The following is a 12,884-nucleotide window of genomic DNA, read 5'->3' on the forward strand; positions in this document are numbered from 1 at the left end:
CGGTCATATCGAGTCCCTCTCAAGGTCAGGTAGAATTAGTTAGCCGCATAATGTTATGCGCATAACTAACCTGTCAAGGAGGGCTCCATGGACTTCGAGCAAGCCGACGCCGTCAACCAGGCCATTCGCCTGCTGAGCCTGCGTCACCGGGCCAGGGCCGCGGCGCTGCTCACCCCGCTCGGCCTGCACCCCGGGCAGGAGGTGCTGCTGCTTGAGCTCGCCAGGACCGGCCCGATGATCCAGGCTCAGCTCAGCGACGTGCTCGGCTGCGAGCCGCCCAGCGTCACGCTCATGGCCCGCAAGCTCGAAGCCGCCGGCCACATCCGCCGCACCCCCGCCCCCTCCGACAAGCGCGCCAGCGTCGTCGAACTCACCGACAGCGGCACGGCGCTGGCCGACCAGGTCAAGCGGATCTGGTGCGACCTGGCGGAGGAGACCGTGGCCGGCCTGCCCGCCGAGACGGTGGCGGCACTGCCGGGCCTCCTCAACACCCTGACCGGCAACGTGGACGCCCGGCGCCGCCGGCCCGGCCCGGTCGCGGAGTCACGGCGGGCCGGGCGGCACGACACGGGACTGACCGGAGCGTACGAACCGAGCGCCATAGGATGGGTCCGCGAGCAGGTCGAGCAGATCATGCGCACCGGTACGACCGACGGCGTGACGATGAGGGATCTGCCCATCGTGCTGATGACCTACCGGGGCGCCAAGACCGGCAAGGTTCGCAAGACGCCGTTGATGCGGGTCGAGCACGACGGCCACTACGCGGCTGTCGCGTCCCAGGGCGGCGCGCCGGTCAACCCGCAGTGGTACGCCAGTCTGGTCGCCGAGCCGGTCGTCCTGCTCCAGGACGGCACGGTGACCCGGGAATACCGGGCACGTGAGGTGTCCGGCGAGGAGAAGGCCCTGTGGTGGCGCCGGGCGGTGGCCGCGTACCCGCCCTATGCCGACTACCAGCGCAATACCGACCGCCAGATCCCGGTCTTCGTACTCGAACCGGCGGGCGGGATCACCGAGGGCTAGTCACTACACGCGGCGCTCAGCGGGCGTCGAGCCACAGCGGCGGCCTCCGGGGCGTCGGTGAGCCGGGCGCGGGCCATGCCCCCAGGGGAGTCGGCCGCAGGAGGTCCACCCACGGCCCGGCTCCGTCCGCTCGCGGGACGGTCCGGGCCTCCGAGCCGTGGACCAGCGCGACGCCACCGGCCGGGTGGGCAACGGGTTTGGGCTCCAGGCTCAGGGCAAGAGCGGGTCATGGAAAAACAGGACCAAGTCCCCTCGGACCTGCCGGCGGCGGTGGGTCAGGTCAACGGCGAGAGCGACATCATCGCCGAACGCGCAGGAGTGGAGCTCAGGGAGACGCGCCGCCCGATCCCCGCGGAGCCGATCGAGCCCCCGCCCGACCCGGAGCAGAAGGTCGAGCACGAGCGGCGCGAAGCCGACGAGGAGGGCGAGGAGGCCGAGGACCCCAGCGCCCACCCCGAGCCCACCGGCTGAGACCAGTGAGCGGTCCGTTCACCGCCTGATGAGCTGCAACTCGCAGGATTGCCCTCGGTCGAGGTAGGTGACCCTGGCTCCGTGACCGGCCTGTTCCACCTTCTCGCGGAAGTCGGACAGGGGCGAGGAGAAGACGGTGTAGTCGTCGTAGTGGACGGGCACCACCACGCGCGGCCGGATCAGGTCCACCCATTGGGCGCCCTGCCGGCCGTCCATGGTCACCATCAGCATGCCCAGCAGCTTGGTACCGCCCAGGTGCACGATGCCGACGTCGATGTCGGGGAAGCGCCGCGGGATCTCCGCCAGTTCGCCGGCCATGAGCGTGTCGCCGCTGATGAGCATGCGCATGAGCACGTGTCCGCCGGGGTCGGAGAACTCCAGCAGGCTGCCCATGGTCTGCGGCATGAGGAAGTCGGCCGCCCCCGGACCATGCCGGGCGGGCAACGCGGTGACGCGCAGGGAGCCGTACTCGTTCGTCAGTTCGTTGGAGTGCCAGGTGTGCAGGGCCGCCACGTCGGTGTAGCCCTGCCTGCGTAGTTTGCCGGCCGCCTGCGGGGTGGTGACGATGGGGGTCGCCTTGTCCAGGCCGTCACGGGCGACGCGGTCCCAGTGGTCACCGTGCATGTGCGAGAGCACGACGGCGTCCAGGGGCGGGAGCTGGTCCACGGTCAGGGCAGGATCCGTCCGCCGCTTGGCGCTGAGCCCGTAGCCCAGGTACGCGCGCTGCCCGCGGTGCAGGAAGTTCGGGTCGGTGAGGATCGTGAAGCCGTTGCACTTGATGAGCGTGGTGGCATTGCCGATGAAGAACACGCTCGCCTTGTCCTGCTCGCCGCGCATCTCGGTGGCCCCCTTCCCAGCGGCATTTCCACTGGTCAGCGACTCCCTTCCCGGCCAGGCGGCCCCGACACGTGGGCAGGGGCCGGAGGCGTGCCTCCGGCCCCTGCCGTTCCCGAGCGGTCAGCGCCCGCTGGTCGTCTTACGCCAGTGGAAGCCACCAGGCAGGTTGACTGACACGGTCCGGCGCCCGTCCGCCCCCCGGGTGACCCGGAACAGCCGGTTGCCCCAGCTGTGTCCCACGCCGCCACGGGACAGGTTCAGCCGGAAGGGGCCGAACTTGATCGACTTTCGGTAGCTCCAGCCCATATCGCCTTTCCTCCGTTGGGATCGCGAGGACCCCCAGCTACCCTGATTCAGCGCGATATATCGGGTTCAGTAAAATTCGGCTCAGCCGGCGTCCTGCGGTTGGTCCGCGGCCGTCAGCAGGGATCTGAGCTGTCCCCGCCCGGAGATCCCGAGCTTGGTGTAAACCCGCGCCAGGGTGTTGTCGACGGTGCGTACGGCCAGGCCCAGCCGCGTGGCGATCTGCTTGCTCGTGTGCCGGACGGCCAGGAGGGCGACCTGGCGTTCCCGCACGCTCAGCACGTCGCCCAGATCCAGGTCGTCGAGCATGGGCGTGCGCGCGTCCTGGCACTTGGCACGCAGCGCGACGGCCTCGGCGGCGACCAGGCCCGCTGGTCCACGCCGCCCCGCCACCCGCAGCGTGTGCGCCGCCGCCGTGGCCAGCTCAGCCGCGTGCAGATGATGGCCGAGCGCGTCCAGCAGCCCGGCGGCCCGGCCGAGCCCGGCCGCGTCGCCGGTGGCCAGCGCGCGGGCCGCCGTACCGAGCGCGTCGGGCAGCGGGCCCTCCAGCGCGTCCAGCCGGTCGAGATCGGCGGCTCCGCCCAGGCGGGCGACGTCGTAGAGCGCCAGCGCCTCGACCGCCGGCTGACCGGCCGCCGCGGCGCGATCGGCCGCGCGCCGCGCGTACGACGTGGCGGAGTCGCCGTCCCCTGCGGCCCGCGCCACCCAGGCACGCCAGCTCTCGATCCACGGCTCGAAGATCTCGTTCGTGCCGTCCTCCAGGCGGTCGGCCGCGGCCATCAGCTCGCCCGCCGTACGGTCGTCGCCGCGCAGGGCACGCGCCCCGGCCAGCGCGGCGGACGCCAGGCGGCGCAGGCGCCTGGCGTCCGCACGTTCCAGCCCGGTGAGCGCCTCGGCCAGGAGCCGGTCCGCGGTGGCCGGACCACCGGCCGCCAACGCGGCCAGGCCGCCCAGCAGCGCCCACACACTGCCGGGCACGGACGCCTCACCGGCCTCGGGGCCGCGCCGGCCGGCGGCGGCGATGGCCCCGGCCGCGGCCGGGCTTCCGGCCGCGAGGTGGGCCAGGCACGCCCCCGTCTCCATCTCGAACCTGGCCAGCGGCAGCGCCGCCGCGTGCGCCTCGGCGATCGCGCTGCCGTGCATCCGGGCCTTCTCCGCCTCCTCCAGCCGGCCCAGGAAGCCCAGCGCGCCCGTCGCCACCGCCGCCGCCCACACCTGGGCCTGCGGGTCGCTGTCGTGGCGATCCAGTACGGCCCGCGCCAGCCCCGCCGCGGCGGCACTCTGCCCGCAGAAGAACAGCAGGGACGCCCGCGAGGCCGTGATCGCCGGATGGGCGCCGGCCGCGTCCAGGGCACGCATCGCTCCGGCCAGATCACCCTGCCCCCAGTAGAGGGACCTGGCCCGGATCGCCGCCCACCGGACCCGCTCGGCGGGCCGGGCGGGCGGGTCCGGCGACACCAGCGCGGCCGCCTCATCGCCGCGCCCCTGATACTCAAGTATCTCCGCCAGCAGCCAGGCGCCCTCCGCGCCGGGCTCGGCCTGCGCCGCCGCCCCGGCCAGGCGCTCGGCCAGCGCCAGTTCCCCGCATCCGACGGCGTGCCTGGCGCCCTCGCGCACCAGGTCAGGCCGGACGACGCGACCGCTCTCCACCTGCCACAGCGCGGCGCGCAGCACGTCCTCGCGCCGCCGTAACGGCGTGGCGATGAGGTGCTCGGCCAGGCTCCGGTAGATCTGCCTGGCCCTGGCCCTGGCCATCCGCTCCCGCAGCACCTCGCCGTGGAGCGGGTGCTCCAGCCGGACCTGGACCTGCCCGGCGTACTCCTCGCACACCAGCAGCCCGCTCTCCTCCGCCGCGGCCACCACCGCGCTGCCCGCCAGCTTCTCCAGGATGCCCAGCGGCACCGGCTCGCCGCAGGCCACCGTCTCCACCGCCGCGCGGGTGCCGGCGTCCAGGCTCTTCAGCCGGGACGCGACCAGCTCGATGAGCCCGCCGGGAACGGCCCCGTGCAGCAACTCCCACAGGGTCATCGGGTTGCCGCCGGAGCCGGCCCGCAGGCTCCGGCGCCGGGCCGCGTCGACCGTGCCGCCCGTGCTGTGGTCGATGAGCCGGTCCAGGACCGCTTCCGGCAGCGGCGGCAGCTCCAGGACCCTGGCCACGCCGTCCGCTGCCAGCCGGGCCAGGCAGTCGGCGAGCGGCTCCCCCGTACGCGCCGTCAGCAGCACGAACGCCCTTCCGCCCGCGACCAGCTGGGCGATCACCGTGGCGGAGGCGCTGTCCAGCAGGTGGGCGTCGTCCACGGCGATCGCGACCGCCTCCCGTCCGCCCCAGGCGGCCACCCGGGCGCGGATGGCCCTGACCGTCGCGGCGTCCCCGGCCGTGGGCGGGAGATCGTCGGGCACGAGCGGCACCATCGCCCCGAAAGGGATCGCGGTCGCCGCCCTGGTCGCCGCGATCCACAGGCGCCGGCGGCCCAGCTGCCGCAGCGCCTCCCGGGCCAGCCGGGTCTTCCCCGCCCCCGCGGGGGCGGGCAGCAGCACCGCGTGTATCCGCCGGCCGGCGAAGTCGCCCGCGATCCTGGCCAGAGCATCTTCCCGCCCGTCGAACGGCCACTGACGCATGCGATGACCACCCTTCCGCACCCGAGACGTTCCCCGGTGATCGATTCGCTTGGTCGGCGCCCGCGGATGACCGCCACTTGAGTAACGCGGAGCCGGCCGCCGGTCGGATGGAGTAAGGCGGCTGCTCTAGGCGCGTGATCGCGGGTCACCGGAAGCTCTGTGGCGAAAGCCGTGAGTACCCCCGACTCCAACGGAAGGACAGGTCATCCTCATGCTCGCAACCTCCATCAAACGAGCCGTGACCGTCATCGGCGCCGGTGCCATGCTGGCGTTGTTCGCGACGGCGACCCCCGCGCAGGCGGCCGTCCCGCTCGGCGGCACCGTACAGATCAAGAACAAGGCCACGGGGAACTGCCTGGACGTCATCGGCGGACTGACCCACAACGGCACCTGGGCCGGGCACTACCCGTGCAGCGGCGCCGACAACCAGAAGTGGCGCATCGAGTACGTCGGCACGGACACCTTCCAGGAGTGCGGCGGCTGGGGCAGCATCATCGACCCGGTCACCGGCATCCCGAGAGGCGTGTGCAACATTCCGACGAACATCTCCGTGCCCTACTTCCGGATCAAGAGCGTTGTGGGCGACAACTGCCTGGACCTGTCCAACCGCAGCGTGGCCAGCGGCACCCGCGTCCACCTGTGGGACTGCTACGACACCAACTCCCAGCACTGGTACATCGCCCAGGACTCCTCTGGCGGCGTGGAGTTCGAGAGCCGGCGCTCTCACCAGAACTGGTACAACAGCAGGTTCGGTAACGGCCGGTCGATCGAACCGCGCTGGGACGACCCCAACAAGATCCAGATCTGGACCAGCAACACCGAGACGCAACTGCAGCGGTGGACGGTGACCAGCGTCTGAGCACGCCTGGAATCCGAGGCGCCCTCTTCCCCCGGGGAGAGGGCGCTTTCACGTCGCGGGGCCTTGACTTGCGTCCTGTCAAACTCGACAAATCGTAGTAAAGGGGGATATAACACCTCGAAGGATGTGAAACCAAAGGAAAGCGTCCATGCCCAGCAGCGTCCGCACCCGAAGCAGGCTCACCCGCACCTTGAGAGGTGTCTTCGCGCTGGTGGCCGTCGCGACGCTGATCCTGGTGGCGATGCACCACGCGCAGGCCGCCGCCGTCCAGCCGAAGATCACCAGGAAGCAGTTCGGGACCCTGGCCGACGGCAGGAAGGTCGACCTCTACACGCTGCGGAACTCCCACGGGATGCGGGTGAACATCCTCACCTACGGCGGCATCCTCCAGTCGATCCAGGTCCCCGACCGCCAGGGCAAGTTCGCCAACGTCGTGCTCGGGTTCAACAATCTGTCGGACTATGTCAACAAAAGTCGGACGACGTACTTCGGCGCCATCGTCGGCCGGTACGCCAACCGCATCGCCAAGGGCCGCTTCACCCTGGGCGGCAGGACGTACCAGCTGGCCACCAACGACGGCCCCAACCACCTGCACGGCGGCGACCAGGGCTTCGACAAGCGGCTCTGGACGGCCCGCCCGGTCAAGCGGCCCCACGGCGTGGGCCTCGAACTGACCTACACCAGCCCGGACGGCGAGGAGCACTACCCGGGAACGCTGCGGACCAAGGTCGTCTACACGTTGACGCGCGACAACAAGGTCCGGATGGACTACACCGCCACCACCAGCAAGCCGACGATCGTCAACCTGACCAACCACGCGTACTTCAACCTGCACGGTGAGGGCAACGGCACGATCCTCGACCACAGGCTGCGGATCTACGCCTCCCACTACACGCCGGTCGACCAGACGCTCATCCCCACCGGGGAGATCGCCCGGCTGAAGGGCACGCCGCTGGACTTCCGCAAGGCCACCACCATCGGAAGCCGCATCGACGGCAAGGACCAGCAGATCGTCTACAGCGGCGGGTACGACCACAACTACGTCCTCAACCGTCACGGACGGGGCCTGAACCTGGCGGCCAGGGTGGTCGAGCCGGGCAGCGGGCGGGTGCTCAAGGTCCTCACCGACCAGCCAGGGCTGCAGTTCTACTCGGGCAACTTCCTGGACGGCACGCTGCGCGGCACCAGCGGGCGCCTCTACCCGAAGCGGTCCGGCTTCACCTTGGAGTCGCAGCACTTCCCGGACTCGCCCAACCACCGGAACTTCCCCTCGACCGTCCTGCGGCCCGGCGACGTCTACCGGACCACCACGGTCTACGCGTTCTCCACGAAGTAGCGGCCGCCTGCGCCCCGGGCGGTTCCGGACGGTGCCCCTGACTTCGTGAAGACGCCGGTGAAAGCGGCCAGGAGAATGGCTCCGGGAGATATTTTCTGGCTTATGGAAGCACCTGCTGCCGGGGAGGTCCGGGATCTGTTACGGCGCGCGGCACGGCTGCTGGGCGACGCGCGCGAGCTGATCGCCGAGGACGGCACCGCGGTCGCGGAGGTCCGCTCCGCGCTCGATCCGATCCGGGGGCGGCAGGCCAGGGCCGAGCTCGACGCCGTCCCGGTGTCCCGGCTGAAGGAGGTCACCGGCGGCCGGCTGCGCACCGGGGTGCTGGAGGAGGCCGGCTACACCACCGTGCTGAGCGTCCTCCAGGCGACGCCGTACGAGCTGCAGAAGCTCCCGGGCGTCGGGCCGAAGACCCGCCGGCAGGCGCAGAGCGCGGCCCAGCGCATCGCGACCGCCATGGAGGAGACCTGCACCCCCCACATCGACGTCGAGGACCGGGACGCCGAGACCACCCGGCTGCTCGTCGCGCTCTATCGGCTGGTCGCCGCCGGTCCCCACCTGCCCCGCGCCCGCCGCACGTCCGAGGAGGTCGTACGGCGGCTCAACGTGCTGATCCCCGAGGCCCGTCCGCTGCGCGGCTGGATTCGCGGGCTGCTGGCCGGCAGCCGCCGCCGCACCCGGGCCGCGCAGGCCGTGGAGGAGATCACCGGCCTGCTCGCCGACGAGACCCAGACGCGGCTGCTCATCGCCCAGGCCACCACGGACCTGCTGCGCCCGGCACCGGACGGGACCCTCGCCTGGATCGACTTCGAGCTCCGCGCGGCCGACTACTACAACCTGCTCGCGGAGCTCTCGGCGCTGGGCCCGTCGGACCAGGCCGCCTCCGAGGGGTTCCTGCCGGACGACCTGGCCGAGCAGATCAGGAAGCAGGAGCTCGACGACAGCCTGCGGCGGGTCTCGTTACGTGGTTACCAGGGGTTCGGTGCCAGGTTCGCGCTCGCCCAGCGCCGGGTGATCCTGGGCGATGACATGGGGCTGGGGAAGACGATCCAGGCGATCGCCGCACTGGCCCACCTGCACGCGCGGGGCACGACGCATTCCCTGGTGGTCTGTCCGGCGAGCGTGCTGATCAACTGGCTGCGGGAGATCGAGGCCCGCAGCTCGCTCAGGGCCTACCGGCTCCATGGTGACGGACGGACCCTGGCCCAGGCCGCCTGGCTCGAACACGGCGGGGTCGCGGTCACCACGTACGACGGCCTGCACACGCTGGACACCGTGCCGGCGGTGGGGATGCTGGTCGTGGACGAGGCGCACTACGTGAAGAACCCGCGTACCCGGCGTTCCCAGGCCGTGGCCCGGTGGTGCGGCGGGGTGGAGCGGGTGCTGTTCATGACCGGCACGCCGATGGAGAACCGCCTCGACGAGTTCCGCTCCCTGGTGCGTTACCTGCGGCCGGGGACGTTCGCCGAGGTGAACGGCGCCGACGATGGGGCGCTGGCCTTCCGCCGGGCCGTCGCGCCCGTCTACCTGCGCCGCAACCAGAAGGACGTGGTCACGGAGCTGCCCGGGCTGGTCCACATGGACGAGTGGGAGGAGTTCAGCGCGGCCGATGCCGCGGCCTACCGGGACGCGGTGGACTCGGGCGCGTTCATGGCGATGCGCCGCGCGGCCTACGCGGTGCCGGAGACGTCCGCCAAGCTGGAGCGGTTGCGCGAGCTGGTGGACAAGGCGGCCGGCGCCGGGCTCAAGGTCGTCGTGTTCTCCTACTTCCGCGACGTGCTCACGGCCGTGGGCGAGGCCCTCGGCTCCCCCGTGCACGGGCCGCTCCGCGGCGGCCTGGAGCCGGAACGCCGCCAGGAGGTGGTAGACGCGTTCACGGCGGCCACGGGTCACGCGGTGCTGCTCGCGCAGATCCAGACGGGCGGGGTGGGGCTGAACCTGCAGGCGGCCTCCGTCGTGATCCTGTGCGAGCCGCAGGTCAAGCCGACCCTGGAGAGCCAGGCCGTGGCTCGCGCGCACCGCATGGGACAGGTACGGCGGGTGCAGGTGCACCGGTTGCTCACGCCCGACAGCATGGACGAGCGGCTGTTGCGCATCATGCAGGCCAAGGCCGCGTTGTTCGACGCCTACGCCAGGCGCAGCCACCTCGCCGAGTCGACGCCCGAGGCCATCGACGTCTCCGACGAGACGCTGGCCGAGCAGATCGTCAGGGAGGAGCGGCAGCGCCTGGGCGTCGATTCCCGCGACCCGGCCCGGCAGGCGGGCCCGTGCGGCCGGCCGGAACCGATCACCTGACCGGCCTCGGGCGGTCGGCCCGGCCGACCCTGGTCAGGTGACGCCCTCCGGATCGCCTGATCAGGTGAGCGCGCTCGCGATCAGTTGATCCGCTCCAGCGCCCCGGCCAGGCCGTCCAGTCCGATGGGTCCGAGGGCGACGGCGGCGGTGTGCCAGCGTTTGAGATCGAAGTCCGGGTGCCGGCCGGCCGCCTGGCGGGCGGCCATCCAGGCCCGCTCGCCGAGCTTGTACGAGATCGCCTGGCCCGGCCAGCCGAAATAACGCACCACCTCGGGATGGATGCGATGGGAGTTGGCATGACCGCGCTCCCTCAGCACCTCGCAGGCTTTCTCGAACGTCCACCGTGACCCGTCCGGCAGCGGCAGGTCCAGGTGGACGCCGATGTCGATGACCACGCGGGCCGCGCGCAGCGCCGACGCGGCCAGCATGCCGAGCCGGGTGCCGGGATCGGCGAACCAGCCCAGCTCGTCGGCGAGCCGTTCGGCGTAGAGGGCCCAGCCCTCGCTGTGCCCGCTCACCCGTACGGTCCTCGCGAACCGCGACAGCGTGTCCCCGGCGGCCATCACGGCACCGATCTGCAGGTGGTGGCCGGGTACGCCCTCGTGGAAGACGGTCGTCAGCTCCCGCCAGACCGCGAACCGCTCCCGGCCTCCCAGCGGCCACCAGGTGCGGCCCGGCCGCGCCAGGTCCTCCGTCGGCGAGGTGTAGTACGGTGACCCGGCGGTCGAGCCGGAGGCGATGGTCACCTCGACCTTCCGCAGCGGCTCGGCGATGTCGAAGTGCGTGCCGTGCAGCTCGTCGATGGCCCGGTCGTGCTGTTCCTGCAGCCAGCCCCGGTAGGCGTCCACCCCGGCCACACTGTGGCTCTCGTCAAGGAGCGCGCTCACCTCCTGCCAGCTCGCGCCCGGGCGGATGCGCTCGATCTCGCCGGCCATCTCGGCCTCGATCCTGTCCAGCTCGGCCCAGCCCCAGGCGTAGGCCTCGGCCGGGTCGATGTCGGCGCCGAGGCTCCGCCGGGCCGCCAGGGCGTAGCGTTCGGCGCCGACCCCGTCTCGTTCCGCCGCCCGGGGGGCGTAATCCGCGCGCAGGTAGCGGGCCGTCGCGGCGTAGGCCGCGTGCGCCGCGGCCGCCGCGGCGGCGAGCTCGTCGGCCAGCCGGCCATCGCCGTAGGAGGCCACCAGGGGGTCGTGGACCCCGGCGAAGCGCTCGGCCTGGGCGGCGGTCTCCAGCGCCTGCCGCCGGGCCGCCACCAGCCCCCGCGCCAAGCCGAGATCGAGGCTCGCGCGCCAGCTCGCCAGCATCACCGGCACGGCGTGCAGGCGGGCGGCGACGTCGTGCCACTGGTCGTCGTCCCGGGGGAGCAGGTCAACGCTGTCGCGGATGAGGTTGACCAGCCCGAACTGGCCGCGCAACATGCGCAGCGGCTCCCCGTGCTCATGCCAGGCGGCCTCGGCCTCCAGGCGTTCGCGCAGGTGTGCGGCGGCGTGCCGGTCGGCGTCGGAGGTCGCGCTCAGCCCGGCGAGCTCGGCCAGGGTACGGCGGACCAGCTCGGCGCGGGCGGCATGCCCGTCCGGGCTGTAGTCGGTGGCCGGGACGAAGCCGCCCGCGACCCCGCCGGTCGCCGCGCCGATCGGGTCCAGCGCGGCTAACTTACCTACATAGTCCTCACAAAGCTTGAAAATTGGCGTCATCCGCTCACAGTAGCCGGGCCGGGGCGTTTCACCGATGGGGCGGGCTTGTCCCTGCACCCGGGCGTGATCTCGACCCGCCTGCGCGAGCGCACCTCCGGGATGCTCCGCGACCGCCTCTGATCGCAAACGGGAACGCGGCTCCGTAGGGGCTCAGGCGATCGAGTAGCGTCGGATTCGTCGCGTTCACGGGCCGTCTGCAGGCGACGGTCCCGATCGGAGTTGATCATGGCGGAATCTCCCCCAGTAACCTCGCCGTTCGTCGAGGCCACGCCGGCTGCCCGGTCCGCAGCGTTCGCCGAACTGGCGGCGGCCGGACCCGTGCGGCGAGCTACGTTGTTCACCGGCGTCCCTGTGTGGCTGATCACCGGTTACGCCGAGGCCCGGGAGGCGCTCGCCCACCCCGACGTCATCAAGGGCAAGGGCGGTGACGGCCCGCATCGTGACCACGTCCCGAAGGAGCTCGCCGCGGCGATGGACCACCATCTGCTCGGCTCCGACCCGCCCGATCACACCCGGCTGCGCCGGCTGGTGTCGGCCGCGTTCACCCGGCGGCGCATCGAGGGACTGGAGCCGGAGATCCGGCGCATCGTCGGCCGGCTGCTGGACGAGGTCTCGGCCGCGGGCGAGCAGGGGGCGCCGGTGGACCTGCTGACCACCTTCGGCTATCCCCTCCCGCTCACCGTGATCAGCGAGCTGATCGGCATCCCGGCCGATCGCCGGGACGACTTCCAGGAGTGGACCAAGGTGGCCATCAACGGCTCGGTCCACCCCGCCGAGACCTTCGTCGCCGCGGCCACCTCGTTGATCGACTACATCCGGGAGCTGATCGCCCAAAAGAGGGCCGAACCGTCCGACGACCTCCTCTCGGGACTGGTCGCGGTGCGCGAAGGCGGCGACCGGCTCTCGGAGAACGAACTGACTTCGATGGTCTTCCTGCTGCTCGTCGCCGGCTACGAGACGACGACCCACCTGATCTGCGGAGGGGTGCGGGCGCTGCTGGAGCACCCCGACCAGCTCGACCTGGTGCGGGCCGAGCCCGATCGGCTGCCCGCGGTCATCGAGGAGCTGCTCCGTTTCATCGGTCCGGCACAGGTGGCGATCCCCTCCAGGACCGCGGCACCGGTGCGGATCGGCGGCGTCACCATCCCGGCCGGCGAGGTGGTGCTGCCCGTGCTGCTGGCCGCCAACCACGACCCCCGCCAGTTCCCCGAGCCGGACCGACTCGACGTCACCCGGCCGGCGGCCTCGCATCTGGCCTTCGGGCACGGCATCCACCACTGCCTGGGCGCGCCGCTGGCCCGGCTGGAGGCCAGGATCGCGATCGGCGCGCTGATCGAGCGTTTCCCGAAGCTCCGCCTGGCCGTGGCGCCGGAGGACCTCACCCTGCAGGCCGGCCTGCTCATCGGCGGGCTGACCGCCCTGCCGGTCGCCGTGGCCTGACGGATCGCCCGTCCGG

General features: G+C 72.0%; 10 protein-coding genes. 6 read left to right on the forward strand and 4 right to left on the reverse strand.

Translation table 11 applies throughout. The features are described from left to right. Positions 1–87: 87 nt before the first annotated feature. Together BLS95_RS59635 and BLS95_RS39785 are read left to right on the forward strand one after the other, a co-directional pair. The gene (locus tag BLS95_RS59635) at positions 88–1,020 is read left to right on the forward strand and encodes a nitroreductase/quinone reductase family protein (RefSeq protein WP_090944149.1); all 933 of its coding nucleotides are present in this window, start codon (positions 88–90) and stop codon (positions 1,018–1,020) included. Between the two features lie 228 nt (positions 1,021–1,248). Continuing rightward, positions 1,249–1,491, forward strand: a complete 243-nt coding sequence (locus tag BLS95_RS39785) for a hypothetical protein (RefSeq protein ID WP_090944152.1) — start codon at positions 1,249–1,251, stop codon at positions 1,489–1,491. 18 nt (positions 1,492–1,509) lie between these two features. Here the strand turns inward: BLS95_RS39785 and BLS95_RS39790 are convergent, their stop codons facing one another. The 3 genes from BLS95_RS39790 to BLS95_RS39800 form a co-directional block, all read right to left on the reverse strand. After that, the gene (locus tag BLS95_RS39790) at positions 1,510–2,328 is read right to left on the reverse strand and encodes an MBL fold metallo-hydrolase (RefSeq protein WP_090944155.1); all 819 of its coding nucleotides are present in this window, start codon (positions 2,326–2,328) and stop codon (positions 1,510–1,512) included. A gap of 120 nt (positions 2,329–2,448) precedes the next feature. Continuing rightward, positions 2,449–2,634 (reverse strand): DUF4236 domain-containing protein, encoded by a 186-nt coding sequence (locus BLS95_RS39795; RefSeq protein ID WP_090944157.1) that lies wholly within the window; start codon positions 2,632–2,634, stop codon positions 2,449–2,451. Positions 2,635–2,715: 81 nt separating this feature from the next. Then, positions 2,716–5,250, reverse strand: a complete 2,535-nt coding sequence (locus BLS95_RS39800) for a helix-turn-helix transcriptional regulator (protein WP_090944160.1) — start codon at positions 5,248–5,250, stop codon at positions 2,716–2,718. Between the two features lie 211 nt (positions 5,251–5,461). Between BLS95_RS39800 and BLS95_RS39805 the strand changes: the two genes are divergently transcribed. From BLS95_RS39805 to BLS95_RS39815, 3 genes are all read left to right on the forward strand, one after another. Beyond that, positions 5,462–6,109: an RICIN domain-containing protein gene (locus BLS95_RS39805; RefSeq protein ID WP_090944163.1), complete on the forward strand. Its 648-nt coding sequence runs from the start codon at positions 5,462–5,464 to the stop codon at positions 6,107–6,109. A gap of 148 nt (positions 6,110–6,257) precedes the next feature. Continuing rightward, complete coding sequence (locus BLS95_RS39810) at positions 6,258–7,445, forward strand: aldose epimerase family protein (RefSeq protein WP_245765568.1); 1,188 nt, start codon at positions 6,258–6,260, stop codon at positions 7,443–7,445. 102 nt (positions 7,446–7,547) lie between these two features. Further along, on the forward strand, positions 7,548–9,737 hold the full coding sequence (locus BLS95_RS39815; protein ID WP_090944165.1) for a DEAD/DEAH box helicase: 2,190 nt from the start codon (positions 7,548–7,550) through the stop codon (positions 9,735–9,737). An 80-nt stretch (positions 9,738–9,817) separates the two neighbouring features. Here the strand turns inward: BLS95_RS39815 and BLS95_RS39820 are convergent, their stop codons facing one another. After that, the gene (locus BLS95_RS39820; protein ID WP_090944167.1) at positions 9,818–11,428 is read right to left on the reverse strand and encodes a DUF885 domain-containing protein; all 1,611 of its coding nucleotides are present in this window, start codon (positions 11,426–11,428) and stop codon (positions 9,818–9,820) included. Between the two features lie 225 nt (positions 11,429–11,653). Between BLS95_RS39820 and BLS95_RS39825 the strand changes: the two genes are divergently transcribed. Beyond that, a complete protein-coding gene (locus BLS95_RS39825) occupies positions 11,654–12,868 on the forward strand; it encodes a cytochrome P450 family protein (RefSeq protein ID WP_090944353.1) in 1,215 nt (404 codons plus the stop codon). Positions 12,869–12,884: the final 16 nt, after the last annotated feature.

This window comes from Nonomuraea jiangxiensis (assembly GCF_900099965.1).
Classification (GTDB): Bacteria; Actinomycetota; Actinomycetes; order Streptosporangiales; family Streptosporangiaceae; genus Nonomuraea; species Nonomuraea jiangxiensis.